The sequence below is a fragment of the Streptomyces sp. NPDC026575 genome (assembly GCF_055567415.1).
On sequence record NZ_JBVHQM010000011.1, the window covers coordinates 51,111 to 68,155 of the forward strand.

Sequence of the window (17,045 nt, forward strand, 5' to 3'; positions counted from 1 at the left end):
AAAAGTCCGCGAGTTCGCGGATGTGCGAGTTGCGTAGCGATAGGGGGACGGAACGTGGCCGGAACCACGCCATCGGAGCGACCGGACCGCACCGGCGAGGAGCGGGGCGGACCGCTGATCATCACCGAGGACGAACGACTCCTGGACGATCTGCTGCGGCTGTGCGCCGCGGCGGGTGCGCTGCCCGAGGTGGCGCACGGCCTGCCGGCCCGTAAAGGGGGCTGGGAGGCGGCACCGCTGGTCATCGTCGGCGCGGACTGCGCGAGCCGGCTGTACGGGGCCGGCCGCCGGGCAGGCGTCATCCTCGCGGGCCGGGACACCGACGACCAGGAGACCTGGCGCCGGGCCGTCGCCATCGGGGCGGAGCGCGTTCTCGCCCTGCCTGACGGCGAGCGCTGGCTGGTCGACCGCATCGCCGACGCCGTCGAGGGTGCGGGCCCGCCGGCCCTGACGGTCGGCGTCATCGGCGGCCGCGGCGGCGCCGGTGCGAGCACCCTGGCCGGCGCGCTGGCCGTCACCGCCGCCCGGACGGGCCGGCGCACGATGCTCGTCGACGGCGATCCGCTGGGCGGCGGGCTGGACGTCCTGCTGGGCGGCGAGAAGGAGAAGGGCTTGCGCTGGCCGGCGTTCGCCGAATCGCGCGGCCGGGTGGCCGGCGGCGCCCTGGCCGCATCGCTGCCGCGGCTGCACTCCTTGCGGGTCCTGAGCTGGGACCGGGGCCCCGACGCCACCATTCCGCCGGCGGCGATGCGCGCGGTCATGGCGGCGGCACGCCGACGGGGCGGGGTCGTGGTCGTGGACCTGCCGCGCCGCGTCGACGAGGCGACGGCGGAGGCCCTGGCCCAGGTGGACATGGGGCTGCTGCTCGTTCCCACGGAGCTGCGCGCGGTCGCGGCGGCCCAGCGGGTGGCCTCGGGCGTGCAGCAGCAGCTGAGTGATCTTCGCGTGGTGGCCCGCGGCACCCCTGAACGCCACGGCCACGGCCTGTCTCCGAGCGAAATCGCCCGCCTCATGGACCTGCCCTTGGCCGGTGAACTGCCCTGGGAGCAGGGTCTGCTGGCGGACCTGGCGCGTGGGGTGCCGCCGGGGGCGCGGGTCCGGGAGCCGTTGGCGCGGTTCTGCGCGGGGTTCTGGCGGCGGGTGGCGGCGAGCGGGGATGACGGGGCGGACGAGGGGCCTGGTCCGGGCGCGGCGCGAGGGCAAGCCCCATGGCCGGGGCCGCCGGACGGCGAGGGGGCCGGTGCGGGGCCCGGTGCGGGACCGAGTGATGGGCCGGGGGCGGAGTCGGAGGCCGGCTCGGGGCCGGGGCCGGACTCGTGGCTGGGGCCGGACCTGCCGCCGGAGCGGAGGCCGGGTCCGGATCCGGCAGCGGGGCGGGGACCGGGGCGTGGCCCGGTTGCCTGGGCCGGTTCAGGGCCGCTGGCCGCGATGGACGCCGGCGTGTTCCGGGCGGGCGGCTGGGGCGGAGGCCGGGCATGAGGACGGTGCCGGGGCAGGACCTGCTGGATGTCGTGCGCCGGCGGCTCGCCGAGGCGGGGGCGGAGCCGACGCCGGCCCGGGTGGCGGTGGCGCTGCGCGAGGAGGGGCGGCTCCTGGGGGACGCCGAAGTGCTGGGCGTGGTGGCCGCATTGCGGTCCGAGATGGTGGGCAGCGGACCGCTGGAACCGCTGCTGGCCGCGCCCGAGGTGACGGACGTCCTGGTCGCCGCGCCGGACGAGGTCTGGGTGGACCGCGGCACCGGACTGGAGCGTGCGGATGTCCGCTTCCGGGACGAGGCAGAGGTGCGCAGGCTCGCCCAGCGGCTGGCGGCGGTGGCCGGCCGGCGCCTGGACGACGCCCGCCCCTGGGTGGACGCCCGGCTCCCGGACGGCACCCGGCTCCATGCCGTGCTGCCCCCGGTGGCGGTAGCCGGGACCTGTCTGTCCCTTCGGGTGCTGCGACCGCGCGCCTTCGGGCTCGCGGAGCTGGTCGCGGCGGGCACCGTCCCGCCGGGCGGCGAACGGCTGCTGCGGGCGATGCTGGCGGCCCGGCTGTCGTTTCTCATCAGCGGGGGCACCGGCTCCGGCAAGACCACGCTCCTCAGCACGCTGCTCGGCCTGGTCGGCCCGACCGAGCGGATCGTCCTGGCCGAGGACTCCGCGGAGCTGCGGCCGGACCACCCCCATGTGGTGCGGCTGGAGACCCGCCCGGCCAACCAGGAGGGCGTCGGCCGGGTGGCGCTGAGCGACCTCGTACGGCAGGCGCTGCGGATGCGCCCGGACCGGCTGGTGGTCGGCGAGGTGCGCGGCGCCGAAGTCACGGATTTGCTGGCCGCGCTCAACACGGGCCATGAGGGCGGCTGCGGCACGGTCCATGCCAACGCCGCCTGCGATGTCCCCGCCCGGCTGGAGGCCCTTGGCTCGGCGGCGGGACTCGACCGTGCCGCGCTGCACAGCCAGCTGGCAGCCGCGCTCTCGGTCGTGCTGCATCTCGTGCGCGATCGGACCGGCCGGCGCCGGATCGCCGAGCTCCATGTCCTGGAGCGGGACCGCGACGGCCTCGTGGTGACCGTGCCGGCCGCCGTGTGGGGCCCGAGCGGCTTCCGGCAAGTGCGCGGCTGGGAGCGGCTGATGCAGCTGTGCGAGCGGGGTGGGGGCGAGTACCGATGAGCGGGACCGGTGTGGCGCTCGTGGTCGCGGCGCTCTTCGTGGGAGTCGCGCTCCAGGCGGTCGCCGTGAGGCGGCGGAGCGACGAACGGCGGCGGGCCCGGGCTCTGTTCGGGGGCGGCGGGGAGGCAGGACCGGCGGGGCGGTGGCAGTCCTGGCTTCCGGTCGACGGGCTCCGCAAGTGGTGCGCGGGGCGGGTGACCGAGGGGGACGCGGGCGGACGGTGGAGCGTCGGCCGCTGGGGGGACGTCGGGCGGGAGGCGTGGTGTCTGCCGGCCGGGGTGGTGCTGGGAGTGCTGGGCGGGTCCCCGCTGCCGGCGCTCGCCTCGCCGGTGGCCATGTTCCTCGTCCGGCGCCGGCTGATCGCCCGTGGCGCGGAGCGGGCGCGGGACCGGCGGGCCGCTCAGGTGATCGGGCTGTGCGCGGCGGTGGCGGGCGAGCTGCGGGCCGGACGGCAGCCGGCCCAGGCGCTGCGCGCCGCGGGAGCGCCGGGCCTCGGGGAGGCGGGCTCGGCGGTGGTGGCGGCCGCCCGGTACGGCGGGGACGTGCCCCGGGCGCTCCGTGCCGCGGCGCGAGCGCCCGGAGCCGAGGGGCTGACCGGCATGGCCGCGTGCTGGCAGGTGGCGGTGGAGGGCGGTGCCGGACTGGCCTCCGGCCTGGAGCGGATCGCGGCCGGACTCCGTGCCCAACGGGATCAACACGAGGAGCTGCGCGCCCAGTTGGCGGGGCCGCGCACCACCGCGCTGATGCTCGCACTGCTCCCGGTGGGTGGGCTCCTGATGGGCAGCGCCCTGGGCGCCGACCCCCTGCGGGTGCTGCTGCACACCCCGGCCGGCTGGGGCTGTCTGGCGGCGGGCGGGCTTCTGGAGTGGAGCGGTGTGGCCTGGACCGCCCGGATCGTCGCGGACGCGGAAGGCACGGGAGTGAGGAGGGGAGTGTCGTGAGCGCGGAAGTTGTCCACAGGTTGGGGATGGCGGTCGCGGCGGCCATGGCGCTGCTATGTGCCATGGCGCTGGTACGGGAAGTGCGTCGCGCACGAGCCGTACGCCGACGGGCGTCGGCGCTGTGGGGCGACGGGCCGGACGGCGACGGCGCCCGACGGGCTGGACGTCGGGCCGGAGGGCGGAAGAGAGGACGGAACGGCGGTCGGGGGAGCGTGAGTGGACCGAAGGCATGGGTCGGGCCCCTGGGGGCGGGCGGCTTCGTGGCCATCGTCGTCGGCGGAGTCCCCGGTGTCGTGGCAGGACTCGCCGTGGGCTTCGGAGCGCATCGCTGGCTGGCACGCCAACGGGGCGAGGAGCAAACGAGGTTGGCGGCCCTGGCGGTACGTACGGAGCTGGCGCCGGCCGGCGATCTGCTGGCGGCCTGCCTCGCGGCGGGGGCCGGGCCGCGGGAGTCGGCCGAGGCGGTGGGCCGTTCGCTCGATGGGCCCGTGGCCGAGCGGCTGCGCCAGGTGGCGGCGGAACTGCGCCTGGGCGGCGAACCGGCCGTCGTATGGCTGCGGCTGGCCGCCCTCCCCGGAGCCGAAGGGTTGGCGCGCTGTATGGAGCGCGCCGGGATATCGGGGGTGCCGGCCGTCGAGTCGGTGTCGCGGATCGCCGCCGAACTCCGCGCGGAGCAGGCCAGAGCGGCCACCGCGCGGGCCCGGCGGGCCGGGGTGCTCGTCACCCTGCCGCTGGCGGCGTGCTTTCTGCCGGCGTTCCTGGTGCTCGGGGTGGCGCCGGTGCTGATCGGCCTGGCAGCCCGCCTCCTGGGAGGCAACTGATCGCGATAGGCATCCGGCTGATCTCGATACGTGCCCGATCTCGATATCCGACTGGTCCCGATACCCGACTGATCTCTGGACGAAGCAAGTTCGACAACCGGCCAAGGAGCCGGAGAGCGGGGGATGGAATGTTTCGACGGTGGTGGACGAGGCTGCGCTCGGTGGCGGCCGACGACCGGGGGATGGTCACGGCGGAGTACGCCGTGGGAACGCTCGCGGCGGCGGCCCTGGCGACGGCGTTCTACAAGATCGCGACGAGTGAGACCGTCCATGCGGCACTGCGGTCGCTGTTCGAGCGGGCGCTGAATGCCCAGTTCTGACGGCGGGGCCAGGCGCAGGGGCAGGGGAAGAGCCGGGGGCAGCGGCAGGAGCGCGGCCCTCGGGCCCCGCGGCGCCCCGGGGGCCGCGCGCGACGCCGGATTCGTGACGGCGGAGACGGCCGTGGTCCTGCCGGTTCTGGTGATGATCGTGGCGGCGCTCATCTGGGGACTGCTGGCGGTCTGCGCCCGGATCGAGTGCGTGGACGCGGCCCGGGCCGGCGCGCGGGCGGCGGCCCGGTCGGAACCCCGGGCGGCGGTGATCGCGGCGGCGGAGGGGGCAGCTCCGAGGGGTGCACGGGTCGCGCTGGCGCGGGAGGGCGACCTGGTGCGCGTAAGGGTCGAGGCCGGACTGCCCGGTACGGGGCTGATGGCGGTCCAGGTCACAGGGGAGGCGGTGGCTCTTGCGGAGGAAACAGTGCGGTGATGAGGGCTCGGCGACGGTCTGGACGGTCTTCGCGGCCGCCGCGCTGTGCGCCGTCTTCCTGGCCCTGATCGCCGTGGGGCAGGCCGTCGCCGCACGACATCGCGCGGGGGGAGCCGCGGACCTGGCGGCGCTGGCCGCCGCGGATCGCGCCCTCCAGGGCCCGGCCGGGGCGTGTGCGGCGGCGGGCCGGGTTGCGGATGCCCAGCGCACTCGTCTGGTGCGGTGCTCGGTGGCGGGGGCGATCGCGGATGTGTCGGTCGAGGCGGGTGGCCGTCCGTTCACCTCGCGGGTGCGGGCGCGCGCCGGGCCGGTGGGGTCCGGGCCGTCGTCCGCGGGGCCGGCGGGGCGCCTGGGGCGTGCAGACCCAGCGGGAGCCCGGACCGGGCCGACGGGGCGCGGCCACCCGCCAGGGACCACCGCCGGGCCCGCCACGGACGCCGCGAGATCGCTAGGTCCCCTCCGGCGCTCCCCGCAGCAGCTCGGCCAGCAGGCGGATCGCTCCCCGCTTGTGGAGCGGGTCGTTGCCGTTGCCGCACTTGGGGGACTGGATGCACGAGGGGCAGCCGGCCTCGCATTCGCAGGAGGCGATGGCGGTGCGGGTGGCGGTGAGCCAGTCGGCGGCCGTGTGGAAGGCGCGTTCGGCGAATCCGGCACCGCCGGGGTGGCCGTCGTAGACGAAGACGGTCGGCAGCAGGGTGTCCGGGTGCAGGGGGACGGAGACGCCGCCGATGTCCCAGCGGTCGCAGGTGGCGAAGAGCGGCAGCAGGCCGATGGAGGCGTGCTCCGCGGCGTGCAGCGCGCCGCCCAGCTGCTCGGGGTTGACGCGGGCGGCGTCGAGTTGGTCCTCGGTGACGGTCCACCACACCGCGCGGGTGCGCAGCGTACGGGGCGGCAGATCGAGCTTGGTCTCGCCCAGGACCTCGCCGGTGATGAGTTTGCGGCGCAGGAAGGAGACGACCTGGTTGGTGACCTCGACGGAGCCGAAGCAGAGCCGGGCGTCCCCCCAGGGGATCTCGGTGTCGGTCTCCAGGATGGAGATGGCGGTGGTGTCGCGGGCGGTCGTCGAGTAGGGCGGGCCGGCCTCTTCGACCAGGGCGACGTCGTCGTCCAGGTCGAGATGCTGGACCACATAGGTGCGGCCCTGGTGGAGGTGGACCGCGCCGTCGTGGACGGTGGTGTGCGCGGCGGCGGCGTCCACGGTGCCCAGCAGCCGCCCGGTGCCGGCCTCGACGACCTGGACCGGCGAGCCGCCCTGGCCGCGGATGTCGGTGAGGTCGGCGGCCCGTTCGCGACGTGTCCAGTGCCAGGCGGTGGCGCGGCGGCGCAGCAGGCCCGCGGCCTCCAGCTGCGGCATCAGCCCGGGGGCCGCGGGCCCGAAGAGCGGGAAGTCGGCTTCGGTGAGGGGGCGTTCGGCTGCGGCCGCGCACAGGTGCGGGGCGAGCACGTAGGGGTTGTCGGGGTCGAGGACGGTCGACTCGACGGGCTGGTCGAAGAGGGCTTCGGGGTGGTGGACGAGATACGTGTCCAGCGGGTCGTCGCGGGCCACGAGCACGGCGAGCGCGCCCTGCCCGGCGCGCCCGGCTCGCCCGGCCTGCTGCCACAGGGAAGCGCGGGTGCCCGGATAGCCGGCGATCACCACGGCGTCGAGGCCGGAGACGTCCACGCCCAGTTCGAGCGCGGTGGTGGCGGCCAGACCCAGGAGATCCCCGCTGTGCAGGGCGCGTTCCAGGGCGCGGCGCTCCTCGGGCAGATAGCCGCCCCGATAGGCGGCGACACGCGCGGGCAGCGAGCGGTCGACCTCCGCGAGCCGTTCCTGGGCGATCAGGGCGATCAGCTCGGCGCCGCGCCGGGAGCGTACGAAGGCGACGGTGCGTACGCCCTGGACGGCGAGGTCGGTGAGCAGATCCGCGGTCTCGGCGGTGGCGGTACGGCGGACCGGTGCGCCCTGTTCGCCGTGCAGTTCGGTCAGCGGCGGCTCCCACAGCGCGAAGACCAACTCGCCGCGCGGCGAGGTGTCCTCGGTGATCTCCATCACGGGCAGACCGGTGAGCCTGGTCGCGGCCTGGGCCGGTTCGGCGGCCGTGGCGGAGGCGAGCAGGAAGACCGGCTCGGAGCCGTAGCGGGCGCAGATGCGGCGCAGCCGGCGGACGACCTGCGCGACATGGGAGCCGAAGACTCCCCGGTAGCTGTGGCATTCGTCGATGACGACATAGCGCAGCGCCCGCAGGAAGGAGGACCAGCGCGGGTGGGACGGCAGGATGCCGCGGTGCAGCATGTCGGGGTTGGTCAGGACGTAGTTGGCGTACTGGCGGACCCATTCGCGTTCCTCGACGGGGGTGTCACCGTCGTAGACCGCGGGCCGGACGGCGGTGCCCAGCGGGGCGGCCAGCTCGTGTACGGCGCGCCGCTGGTCGGCCGCCAGCGCCTTGGTGGGGGCCAGATACAGGGCGGTGGCCCCCCGACCGTTCGGGGCCTCGGAGCCGTTCAGGAGCGCGGAGAGGACCGGTGCGAGATACGCCAGGGACTTGCCCGAGGCGGTGCCGGTGGCGACGACGACCGACTCGCCGCGCAGAGCGTGTTCGGATGTCCGTGCCTGGTGGGCCCAGGGGCGATCGATTCCGGCCGAACGGATGGCGTCGATCACTTCCGGTCGGATCTGTTCCGGCCAGTCGGCATGGCTGCCGATGCGCGGGGGCAAGTGCTCCGTATGAGTGATGCGCGCAGCGCGGGTCGCGCCCCGGGTGAGACGTTCGAGAATCATGCCTGGGGAAGGACGCGCGCCCGCATCCGGCGGGAGTCGATTGGAGGCCATCGGCACCGAGTGTGTCACCGGAGTGACGGACAATGCTCAAAGGGCGTCGTGCACGCCTACTGGTAAGTGATTGAATGCCATCGCGGCTGCCAGATCCGCCCCTACCTTCGGTGGGGAGGCCCCAGGGGGGCGACCGCTCGATAGCAAGGTGCTGGAGGATCCGTGGACCTGTCCCTGTCGACCCGGACCGTTGGCGACCGTACGGTCGTCGAGGTCGGTGGCGAGATTGATGTATACACCGCGCCCAAGCTGCGGGAGCAGCTGGTCGAGCTTGTGAACGACGGAAGCTACCACCTCGTGGTGGACATGGAACGTGTCGACTTCCTGGACTCCACTGGGCTCGGCGTGCTGGTCGGCGGGCTCAAGCGGGTGCGTGCCCATGAGGGCTCGCTGCGCCTGGTCTGCAACCAGGAGCGCATTCTCAAGATCTTCCGTATTACCGGACTGACCAAGGTGTTCCCGATTCACACCTCGGTCGACGAAGCCGTCGCAGCCACTGACTGACGGCTTGCCGGTACCCCCGCGCCGGCCGGCGCGGGGGAGGAAGTAGTGGGGGGTACCGGACCGGTGTCCGGCCCCCTGCGCCGCACGCCCGCATATCGAGGGGGATGGCATGGCCACCGTCGAACTTCGCTTCAGCGCCCTTCCCGAGCATGTCCGCACCGCGCGACTGGTCGCGGCTGCCGTGGCCCGGCGCGCCGGGGTGGACGAGGCCGTGCTGGACGAGGTGCGGCTCGCTGTCGGCGAGGCCTGCAGCCGGGCCGTGGGGCTGCATGAGAGCCATGACATCTCGGCCCCGGTGCGGGTGCTGCTGATCGAGGACGAGAAGAAGTTCTCGATCGAGGTGGGCGACGGGGTGTCCGGCGCCTCCGGGGCGGCCGGTGCCCGGGGCTCCGACGAGGCCGAGAGCGTCCCGGAGAGCGATGCCGAGGGCGAGGACGAGATGGGCCTCGCCGTGATCAGCGGGCTGGTCGATGACGTCGAGGTGACCTCCGGTGAGGGCGGCGGGATGATCCGCATGAGCTGGCCCACGACGACGGCGGCCGTTCTGCCATAGCGCGGACTGCCGGCCTGAGCGCGAGAACGCGGGCCTGAGCGCGAGAGGGGCGCCGGTCTTGGCGCCGAGCGCACCAGCCGTACGCGAGCCTGCCAGCAGCCAGCAGCCAGCAGCCAGCAGCCAGCAGCCAGCAGCCAGCAGCCAGCAGCCAGCAGCCAGCAGCCAGCAGCCAGCCGTACGAGCATGCCCGCGGACCGACGGTCCCGGTGCCGGTCCCGACGGCTGCGACAGGCCCATCGCTCGCGCGTCCGCCGGCCCCGTTCGACGTCCGCCACGCCGGACGGCCAGAGCCACGCCGGACGGCCGGAGCGGCCCCACGGGCCTGCCAGGCGCCGCTGACGACCGCGTGAGCGCCCCGCCCGACGCGAGCGCCCCGCGAACCCACCACCCCACCATCCCCTGGCCCTCAGCCGCCTCCCCCGGGGGCCCCGGGTTCCTCCACCAGCTCACTCATGCGTTGCGATCCGGACTCGATCTGACGGCCTATCACTGGCCCTCGCCTCGCGTCGGAGGGCCACCCGCGCGCCCCGGGCCACCCGTTCGGCCGCGGCCGAGCGGCTCAATTCTCTCGGCCGTCACGCAGGCCACAACCGGCTCGGGTGACGGGACCGCCCCCTTTGAGCAGCGGCGATCAATCGGCGGGCAATTGACGATCAGTACGACATGGAGATCATCGGGCTGCGGTCAGCCAATTCACGCCTTTCCTTCGTCCGGGCGAATTCCGTGTGCCGCCAGCCTTTTGATCTTCGCAGCTACCGGCGAATTCCCTTTGACGCGCCCTGTTTTGATCAACCGCGGCTCCCTACAATCCGTCCACATCTTGCTCAGGACGCCTGAGCGTGCTTCCGCGCGCCCATGTGCCAAACGTCAAGGAGGACGAATGGCGGGGCCTTACACCCCTCAGTTGCTTGACACCCCCTCTTTTCTGGCCGGGCCCTCGCTGACGGCAGGCAATCGCGGCATCGTGCTGGTGATCGCCGTGGTCGCCCTGGCGGCCCTGGCTGTCGCGGCGGTGCTGGTTCGCCAAGTACTCGCGGCCGGCCAGGGAACCGACAGTATGAAGAAGATCGCGGCGGCCGTGCAGGAAGGCGCGAATGCCTACCTGGCCCGGCAGTTGCGGACCCTCGGCGTATTCGCCGTCGTGGTGTTCTTCCTGCTCATGCTGCTGCCCGCGGACAACTGGACGCAGCGCGCCGGACGCAGCGCCTTCTTCTTGATCGGTGCCGGATTCTCGGCGGCCACCGGCTATATCGGCATGTGGCTCGCGGTCCGCGCCAATGTGCGGGTGGCGGCGGCCGCCCGGGAGGCCACTCCGGCCGAGGGCGATAAACGGGAAAAGGATCTTACGGCGGTCTCGCACACGGCCATGAAGATCGCATTTCGCACCGGTGGCGTCGTCGGCATGTTCACCGTGGGGCTGGGCCTGCTCGGCGCGTCCTGTGTGGTGCTCGTGTACGCGGTCGACGCGCCCAAGGTGCTGGAGGGCTTCGGCCTCGGCGCCGCGCTGATCGCCATGTTCATGAGGGTCGGCGGCGGGATCTTCACCAAGGCCGCGGACGTCGGCGCCGACCTCGTCGGCAAGGTCGAGCAGGGCATCCCCGAGGACGACCCGCGCAACGCCGCGACCATCGCGGACAACGTGGGCGACAACGTCGGGGACTGCGCCGGTATGGCGGCCGACCTCTTCGAGTCGTACGCGGTGACCCTGGTCGCCGCCCTCATCCTGGGCATGGCGGCCTTCGGCAACGCCGGGCTCGCCTTCCCGCTGCTGGTCCCGGCCATCGGCGTGGTCACCGCGATGATCGGCATCTTCGTCGTCGCGCCCCGGCGCAGCGACCGCAGCGGTATGACGGCGATCAACCGCGGCTTCTTCGTCTCCGCGGCCATCTCGCTGCTCCTGGTGGCCGCCGCGGTGTTCACCTACCTGCCGTCCAGCTACCGGGACCTGAAGGGCGTCACCGACCCGGACATCCTCGGCCGGAGCGGCGACCCCCGGATGCTGGCGCTGGTGGCGGTCGCCATCGGCATCGTGCTCGCCGCGCTGATCCAGCAGCTGACCGGCTACTTCACCGAGACCAACCGGCGGCCCGTCAGGGACATCGGCAAGACCTCGCTGACCGGTCCGGCCACCGTCATCCTCTCCGGCATCTCGATCGGCCTGGAGTCGGCCGTCTACTCGGCGGTGCTGATCGGCCTCGCGGTCTACGGGGCGTTCCTGCTGGGCGGCGCCTCCATCATGCTGGCGCTGTTCGCGGTGGCGCTGGCCGGCACCGGCCTGCTGACCACGGTCGGCGTGATCGTGGCGATGGACACCTTCGGCCCGGTCTCCGACAACGCGCAGGGCATCGCGGAGATGTCCGGAGATGTCACCGGTGACGGCGCGCAGGTGCTGACCGACCTGGACGCCGTCGGCAACACCACCAAGGCCATCACCAAGGGCATCGCCATCGCGACGGCCGTACTGGCCGCCGCCGCGCTCTTCGGTTCGTACCGGGACGCGATCGCCACCGCCGTACGCGAAGTCGGCAGCGCGGCAAGCGGGATGGGGCTCAGCCTGGACATCTCGCAGCCCAACAACCTGGTCGGGCTGGTCCTCGGCGCCTCGGTCGTCTTCCTGTTCTCCGGGCTGGCGATCAACGCGGTGTCGCGGTCGGCGGGCGCGGTGGTCTTCGAGGTGCGCCGGCAGTTCCGGGAGAAGCCCGGGATCATGGACTACACCGAGACGCCGGAGTACGGCCGGGTCGTCGACATCTGCACCAAGGACGCGCTGCGCGAACTGGCCACCCCAGGGCTGCTGGCGGTGCTCACCCCCATCGCGGTCGGCTTCTCGCTCGGCGTCGGCGCGCTCGGCTCGTTCCTGGCGGGCGCGATCGGCACCGGCACGCTGATGGCGGTCTTCCTCGCGAACTCCGGTGGCGCGTGGGACAACGCCAAGAAGCTGGTCGAGGACGGCCACCACGGCGGCAAGGGCAGCGAGGCGCACGAGGCGACGGTCATCGGCGACACCGTGGGCGACCCGTTCAAGGACACCGCGGGCCCGGCGATCAACCCGCTGCTGAAGGTCATGAACCTGGTGGCGCTGCTGATCGCGCCCGCTGTGGTGAAGTTCTCGTACGGCGAGGACAAGAGCCTCGGCGTACGGCTCGTGGTCGCGGTGCTGGCGATCGCCGTCATCGTCGGTGCGGTCTACGTCTCCAAGCGGCGCGGAATCGCGGTAGGTGACGAAGGCAACTCCGAAGACCCGGAGAGCGTCGCCAAATCGGCCAAGACGGCCGTGGCGTCCTAAGGGCCAAGCACCTCCGAAAGGGCTCGCGGACCGCTCAACTGGGCGGGTGGACGGCGTTTTTCACCTACGCCGGCCACCCGCCCTTTCGGCTGCCCGGGTGGCCCTGAAGTCCTTGGTGCAAATGGCTGCAATGAGGGGCGGAGGCAATGCCCGACCCATGGGCCAGGCCCTTTGGGCGTGTATGTTCCGGGGCCGAGAGCCATGGAAGGGACCAATCCGGTGAACAAGAAGCTTGTGGCTGCACTGTCCGGCGGTGCGGCACTGGTGCTCGCGCTGACCGGCTGCAGCGAGGACAACAGCAAGAAGCTCAACGACTGGGCGAAGACGTTCTGCGACTCCGCGCAGGCTCAGTTCAAGAAGATCCAGGATGCCAACGCCGCCATGCAGACTGCCGACAACGGCAGCACGGACTCCACGAAGGTCCAGCAGACCGACTCGAAGGCGTTCCAGCAGATCTCCGACGCCTACGCCACGCTGGCCAAGAACCTGGACAAGGCCGGGCCCCCGCCCGGCGAGAACGCCGAGGCGCAGAAGCACGCCGTCACAGAGCTCAAGTTGCTCTCCCAGGGATACGCGAACCTCAAGAAGCAGGTCGAGGGCCTGAACACCAAGGACAAACTCAAGTTCGCGGACGGTCTGCGCGATCTGTCCAGCGGCATCAACAAACTCAACAAGCAGAGCGAGGCGGCCTTCAAGAAGCTGGAGTCCGGCGAGGTCGGTACGGCGATGGCCGGCCAGCCGGGCTGCCAGAGCAGCCAGGGTGTATCCGGGGCCCCGTCGCCCAAGAAGTCCTAGGAACCGGCGGCGTACGACGCGTGGAACCGGTCCGGTGCACGCGGACCGGCGGCGGTCCGTACGGCCCGGCGACGCGCCCGAGGAGGGCGTGGCGCCGGGCCGTCGCCGATTGTCAGCGGCAGGGCCGACAATGGGGGACGTGAGTACGCACCTCCCCACCGCAGATGCCCAGGACCCCGAGAGCAGCGCCCGCACCGCCCGGCTGCGCGAGGCGCTGCTGGCCGCCGACTTCACCGCCGACGGGTTGCTGGACCTGCTCGGCGCCCCGGCCTATGCCGCGCTGGCGCGCAGCGAGACCGTTCCCGCGCTGCGGGCGACCCGCGGCGAGAGCCCGTTGGAGACGCTGGTGCGGCTCTTCCTGCTCCAGCGCCCGGTGGAGCTGCGGCGGGCGCGGGCGGCGCTGCCGGTCGAGGACTGCCTCGCCGACGGCTGGCTGGTGCAGGACGGCGACGAGCTGCGCGCCCAGGTGGATGTGCGCCCGTACGGCGGCCCCGAGGGGCAGGACTGGTGGATCGTCTCCGACCTGGGCTGCGCGGTCGGCGGCGCCGGCGGTATCCGGGGCGCCGGGGAGGCCGAGCGCGCGCAGCTGGTGCTCGGCGTCGGCGGCGCCTCCACGACCCTCGCCGGGATCACGGTCCGCCGGCCGGTGGCCAAGGCGCTCGATCTCGGTACGGGCTCCGGCATCCAGGCGCTGCACGCCGCCCAGCACGCCACCCGGGTCACGGGTACCGACCTCAACCCCCGGGCGCTGCGGATCGCCGCGCTGACGCTGGCGCTCTCCGGGGCGGGCGCGGCGGATCTGCGGGAGGGCTCGCTGTTCGAGCCGGTCGGCGACGAGACGTACGACCTGATCGTGTCCAACCCGCCGTTCGTGATCTCGCCCCTGGCGTCCGACGGGGCGCGGCTGACCTACCGGGACGGCGGTATGGGCGGCGACGACCTGTGCCGGACGCTGGTCCAGCAGTCCGCCGCGCACCTCAACGACGGCGGATACTGCCAGCTGCTGGCCAATTGGCAGCATGTGGCGGGCGAGGAGTGGCACGACCGGCTGCGCTCCTGGGTGCCGCGCGGCTGCGACGCCTGGATCGTGCAGCGCGAGGTGCAGGACATCACCCAGTACACCGAGCTGTGGCTGCGCGACGCCGGTGACCACCGCGCCGACGCCGGGGCGTACGCCGCGCGGTACGACGCCTGGCTCGACGAGTTCGAGGCCCGCAAGACCAAGGCCATCGGCTTCGGCTGGATCACGCTGCGCAAGTCCGGGTCCGACACCCCGTCCATCACGGTCGAGGAGTGGCCGCATCCGGTCGAACAGCCGCTGGGGGAGTCGGTCGTGGGGCACTTCGACCGTCAGGACTATCTGCGGTCCACCGACGACGCGGCGCTGCTGGCGGGCCACTTCCGGTTGGCCGACGAGGTCGTCCAGGAGCAGGTCGGGCTGCCCGGGGCGGAGGACCCCGAGCATGTGGTGCTCCGTCAGAACCGCGGTATGCGAAGGGCGACGAAGGTGGACACGGTCGGTGCGGGCTTCGCCGGGGTGTGCGACGGCTCGCTGCCCGCCGGGCGGATCCTCGATGCCATCGCCCAACTCGTGGGCGAGGACCCGGTCCTGCTGCGGGACCGCACACCGGCCTCCATCCGGATGCTGGTCGAGCAGGGGTTCCTGGAGCCGGTGGCCAGGGCCGACTGACGGCCGGAGCGGAGGGCACTGGAGCGGACCTCCAGGGGAGAGGCCGGGGGAGAGCCAGGGGGCGGCCAGGGCAGGGGCCGCGGTAGGAATCCGTGACGGGGGCCCGGGGGAAGCGGGTCCGTACGGGAGAAGCCGAAGCCGTTCATCCGGCGTTCGCCCGGATGCCGTCCTGGGGTGCCACGCTGCCCGCATGGAGAGTGGACCCGAGGTGTTCGCCGGCGCGGCCTTCGCGCTGTTCGGCGCCGGACTGCTGGTGTGGACGGGCGTCTGCGCACGGACCGGTCATCCGGTCGCCGAGGGCGTCAGCCGGCCGCTCGCCGCGCTGGCGGCGCTGCTGGCCGGGGTGGCGTTCCTGGCCACGGGGGGCTGGCTGCTGGCCACGCTGTAGCCGCCCGGGCAGCCCGTCCTGACTCGCCACGCAGGCAAGGGGCCATCTCGCCCTACGGCCGCCCGCCGCGCCGTCGCCCCGGCGAGCCACCCGGCGAGCCACCCCATGAGTCGCCCCGGCAAGGCCCCCCGGCCACCCTCGTAGGCCGCCCGATAGGCCGTTCCGTGTGCTTCCGGACAGTTCTGTAACAGCTGGCCGACAGGTGGCCGATATGTGCCGTTACGTGGAACGCCGGCGGGCCCCTGGCCATGTTCCTCGGTGAAGGCCGCCAACGGCCCGTACACCGTCTGTGAGGAACTCCCATGAACCGTGCACTTCGCTACGCCACCGTCGGCGCCCTCGCCGCCTCCCTGCTCGCCGGCGGTTCGGCCGCCGCCTTCGCCGCGCCGCAGGACGTCCACACCGCCAGGCCGGCCGCGGCCGCCGCTCCGGCCGCCGCCTCGCTGACCGCCAAGGCCAGCGTGAACTCGGTCAAGGCATGGCAGGAGTTCCGGATCTCCGGCGTCGCCAAGGGCATCAAGGCCGGCACGCAGGTCACCGTCCAGCAGAAGCAGGGCAAGAAGTGGGTGTCGCTGCCCGCCAAGTCCCCGGTCAACAAGGGCGGTGCGTACTCGGTGCGGGTCAAGCTCGGCATCAAGGGCGCCAACCAGCTCCGGATAGCCGCGGGCAACACCGTCTCGCCGGTGGTCGCGGTCACCGTCCGCTGACGTCGACGACCGTCCACCCAGATCCGGTCACATCCGTCGGACGGCCGGGGCACGCCCGCGCGGCGCGCCCCGAGGCCGCCGCACAGGCCCTACCCCACCAGGTTGCGGGCGACCATCCACACCGCGGCGATGCCGAACACCACGGCGTTGCTCCGGGCCGTCAGCCGGATCGGGTGGGCCCGTCCGCGGAGCCCGGCGATCAGCCAGCGCCCGGCGAAGTACGCCACGGCCGGCACGCCCAGGGTGAGCAGCACGGCGTTGTCGTGGAACGCCGCCGCGACATCACCGTGCATCAGGTCGTACGCCATCCGCGTCCCGCCGCACGCCGGGCACAGCAATCCGGTGCACCACTTGAACGGGCAGGCGAGCAGCGCCTGTCCGGGCCGGTGCGGATTGGTGTGCCAGAGGTAGACGGCGGCCGCCCCGCCCACGCCGAGCGCGATCGACGCCCGGCGCAGGGTGCGGCTCCGGATCGACGCCCCGCTGGGCGGCCGGGCGGGTTCCAGGGGGGTCACACGCTCAGCGACCTGGCGTAGTTGACCTGGTTGAGGACGAACATCACCTGCTCGCGCGACTGCACCGGGACCATCGTGGAGTGGTGCCGGCCCCCGCTGTTCACCGTGATCTGCACGAACCCGGTCGTCACCCGCTCCTTCATCAGCAGGAACAGCAGGCCGAGCAGGCAGAAGAGGAAGAAGACGATGGCGAGGACGACCGCGTGCGCCGGGATCTTCTCCTCGGTCCGCGACATGTCCGTCGCCGTCCAGATGGCGCCCTTGAGGGGCATCGGCCCGGCCGGCGTCATGATCGTGTCGCCGCTCACCGCGATATCGCCGAGCGACAGCGACATCCCGCCGGCCTGGGGCGCGCCCTGGAACGCGCCGGGCGCCGGCGGCGGAGCGCTCGGCGGGAAACCGGGCGGGGGCGGCTGCGAGCCGGCCTGCGGATAGCCGTATCCGGGCTCCCCGGGGCGGCCGCCCTGCGGATAGCCGTATCCGGGGTCGGCGGGCTGGCCCCCGGCCGGAGTGGCGTACGGATTCTGGCCGGCCTGAGCGGGCTGGCCGGGCTGCTCCGGTGGCGGTCCGGGGTACTGGTTCGCCATGGGTGATGTCCCCCCGAGTGTCTGCGTGACCACGGCGGTGCTCGGCTCTAGCGG

General features: G+C 73.3%; 15 protein-coding genes and 2 pseudogenes. 14 read left to right on the top strand and 3 right to left on the bottom strand.

The features are described 5' to 3' along the window. Nucleotides 1-54: 54 nt before the first annotated feature. The 7 genes and pseudogenes from ssd to ACZ4NB_RS17120 form a co-directional block, all read left to right on the top strand. Nucleotides 55-1,155, top strand: a pseudogene (ssd, locus tag ACZ4NB_RS17090) (septum site-determining protein Ssd); the annotation flags it as partial. Nucleotides 1,156-1,475: 320 nt separating this feature from the next. Beyond that, complete coding sequence (locus ACZ4NB_RS17095; protein ID WP_467662256.1) at nucleotides 1,476-2,648, top strand: TadA family conjugal transfer-associated ATPase; 1,173 nt, start codon at nucleotides 1,476-1,478, stop codon at nucleotides 2,646-2,648. Beyond that, entirely contained in the window at nucleotides 2,645-3,589 is a 945-nt protein-coding gene (locus tag ACZ4NB_RS17100; protein ID WP_467662258.1) for a type II secretion system F family protein, read from the top strand. The genes ACZ4NB_RS17095 and ACZ4NB_RS17100 overlap by 4 nt, the downstream gene beginning before the upstream one ends. A gap of 212 nt (nucleotides 3,590-3,801) precedes the next feature. Next, nucleotides 3,802-4,410 (top strand): type II secretion system F family protein, encoded by a 609-nt coding sequence (locus ACZ4NB_RS17105; protein ID WP_467662259.1) that lies wholly within the window; start codon nucleotides 3,802-3,804, stop codon nucleotides 4,408-4,410. Between the two features lie 128 nt (nucleotides 4,411-4,538). Beyond that, complete coding sequence (locus ACZ4NB_RS17110; protein ID WP_399149352.1) at nucleotides 4,539-4,730, top strand: DUF4244 domain-containing protein; 192 nt, start codon at nucleotides 4,539-4,541, stop codon at nucleotides 4,728-4,730. Further along, complete coding sequence (locus tag ACZ4NB_RS17115) at nucleotides 4,717-5,154, top strand: TadE family type IV pilus minor pilin (protein ID WP_467662261.1); 438 nt, start codon at nucleotides 4,717-4,719, stop codon at nucleotides 5,152-5,154. Before ACZ4NB_RS17110 ends, ACZ4NB_RS17115 begins: the two co-directional genes overlap by 14 nt. Beyond that, nucleotides 5,132-5,404: pseudogene (locus ACZ4NB_RS17120) on the top strand (Rv3654c family TadE-like protein); the annotation flags it as partial. The gene ACZ4NB_RS17115 and the pseudogene ACZ4NB_RS17120, both read left to right, overlap by 23 nt. A 198-nt stretch (nucleotides 5,405-5,602) precedes the next feature. Here the strand turns inward: ACZ4NB_RS17120 and ACZ4NB_RS17125 are convergent. Then, complete coding sequence (locus tag ACZ4NB_RS17125; protein WP_467662262.1) at nucleotides 5,603-7,966, bottom strand: DEAD/DEAH box helicase; 2,364 nt, start codon at nucleotides 7,964-7,966, stop codon at nucleotides 5,603-5,605. Between the two features lie 162 nt (nucleotides 7,967-8,128). On the opposite strand from ACZ4NB_RS17125, the gene bldG reads away from it, so the two are divergent. The 7 genes from bldG to ACZ4NB_RS17160 all read left to right on the top strand — a co-directional run bounded on the left by bldG (nucleotide 8,129) and on the right by ACZ4NB_RS17160 (nucleotide 15,889). Further along, entirely contained in the window at nucleotides 8,129-8,470 is a 342-nt protein-coding gene (gene bldG / locus ACZ4NB_RS17130) for an anti-sigma factor antagonist BldG (RefSeq protein ID WP_004571875.1), read from the top strand. Nucleotides 8,471-8,579: 109 nt separating this feature from the next. Beyond that, nucleotides 8,580-9,023, top strand: a complete 444-nt coding sequence (locus tag ACZ4NB_RS17135; protein WP_467662264.1) for an ATP-binding protein — start codon at nucleotides 8,580-8,582, stop codon at nucleotides 9,021-9,023. A gap of 880 nt (nucleotides 9,024-9,903) precedes the next feature. After that, nucleotides 9,904-12,309, top strand: coding sequence for a sodium-translocating pyrophosphatase (locus ACZ4NB_RS17140; RefSeq protein WP_467662265.1), 2,406 nt, complete (start codon nucleotides 9,904-9,906; stop codon nucleotides 12,307-12,309). Nucleotides 12,310-12,528: 219 nt separating this feature from the next. After that, nucleotides 12,529-13,104 (top strand): small secreted protein, encoded by a 576-nt coding sequence (locus ACZ4NB_RS17145; protein WP_467662267.1) that lies wholly within the window; start codon nucleotides 12,529-12,531, stop codon nucleotides 13,102-13,104. A 130-nt stretch (nucleotides 13,105-13,234) separates the two neighbouring features. Next, nucleotides 13,235-14,794: a DUF7059 domain-containing protein gene (locus ACZ4NB_RS17150; protein WP_467662269.1), complete on the top strand. Its 1,560-nt coding sequence runs from the start codon at nucleotides 13,235-13,237 to the stop codon at nucleotides 14,792-14,794. Between the two features lie 190 nt (nucleotides 14,795-14,984). Then, complete coding sequence (locus ACZ4NB_RS17155; RefSeq protein ID WP_467662270.1) at nucleotides 14,985-15,182, top strand: hypothetical protein; 198 nt, start codon at nucleotides 14,985-14,987, stop codon at nucleotides 15,180-15,182. A 302-nt stretch (nucleotides 15,183-15,484) separates the two neighbouring features. Beyond that, nucleotides 15,485-15,889 carry a hypothetical protein gene (locus ACZ4NB_RS17160; RefSeq protein ID WP_467662272.1) on the top strand — a complete coding sequence of 135 codons (405 nt, stop codon included), beginning with the start codon at nucleotides 15,485-15,487 and terminating at the stop codon, nucleotides 15,887-15,889. An 89-nt stretch (nucleotides 15,890-15,978) separates the two neighbouring features. On the opposite strand, the gene ACZ4NB_RS17165 is transcribed toward ACZ4NB_RS17160, so the two are convergent. Together ACZ4NB_RS17165 and ACZ4NB_RS17170 are read right to left on the bottom strand one after the other, a co-directional pair. Next, nucleotides 15,979-16,404 carry a DUF2752 domain-containing protein gene (locus tag ACZ4NB_RS17165; RefSeq protein WP_467662274.1) on the bottom strand — a complete coding sequence of 142 codons (426 nt, stop codon included), beginning with the start codon at nucleotides 16,402-16,404 and terminating at the stop codon, nucleotides 15,979-15,981. Continuing rightward, nucleotides 16,401-16,991 carry a hypothetical protein gene (locus ACZ4NB_RS17170; RefSeq protein ID WP_467662276.1) on the bottom strand — a complete coding sequence of 197 codons (591 nt, stop codon included), beginning with the start codon at nucleotides 16,989-16,991 and terminating at the stop codon, nucleotides 16,401-16,403. The genes ACZ4NB_RS17165 and ACZ4NB_RS17170 overlap by 4 nt, the downstream gene beginning before the upstream one ends. Nucleotides 16,992-17,045 lie beyond the last annotated feature (54 nt).

Coding starts and splice junctions, on each gene's coding strand:
- ACZ4NB_RS17140 (WP_467662265.1), top strand. CDS start 9,904: ATGGCGGGGCCTTACACCCCTCAGTTGCTTGACACCCCCTCTTTTCTG.
- ACZ4NB_RS17100 (WP_467662258.1), top strand. CDS start 2,645: ATGAGCGGGACCGGTGTGGCGCTCGTGGTCGCGGCGCTCTTCGTGGGA.
- ACZ4NB_RS17095 (WP_467662256.1), top strand. CDS start 1,476: ATGAGGACGGTGCCGGGGCAGGACCTGCTGGATGTCGTGCGCCGGCGG.
- ACZ4NB_RS17125 (WP_467662262.1), bottom strand. CDS start 7,966: ATGGCCTCCAATCGACTCCCGCCGGATGCGGGCGCGCGTCCTTCCCCA.
- ACZ4NB_RS17115 (WP_467662261.1), top strand. CDS start 4,717: ATGCCCAGTTCTGACGGCGGGGCCAGGCGCAGGGGCAGGGGAAGAGCC.
- ACZ4NB_RS17150 (WP_467662269.1), top strand. CDS start 13,235: ATGGGGGACGTGAGTACGCACCTCCCCACCGCAGATGCCCAGGACCCC.
- ACZ4NB_RS17135 (WP_467662264.1), top strand. CDS start 8,580: ATGGCCACCGTCGAACTTCGCTTCAGCGCCCTTCCCGAGCATGTCCGC.
- ACZ4NB_RS17170 (WP_467662276.1), bottom strand. CDS start 16,991: ATGGCGAACCAGTACCCCGGACCGCCACCGGAGCAGCCCGGCCAGCCC.
- ACZ4NB_RS17160 (WP_467662272.1), top strand. CDS start 15,485: ATGAACCGTGCACTTCGCTACGCCACCGTCGGCGCCCTCGCCGCCTCC.
- ACZ4NB_RS17155 (WP_467662270.1), top strand. CDS start 14,985: ATGGAGAGTGGACCCGAGGTGTTCGCCGGCGCGGCCTTCGCGCTGTTC.
- ACZ4NB_RS17110 (WP_399149352.1), top strand. CDS start 4,539: ATGTTTCGACGGTGGTGGACGAGGCTGCGCTCGGTGGCGGCCGACGAC.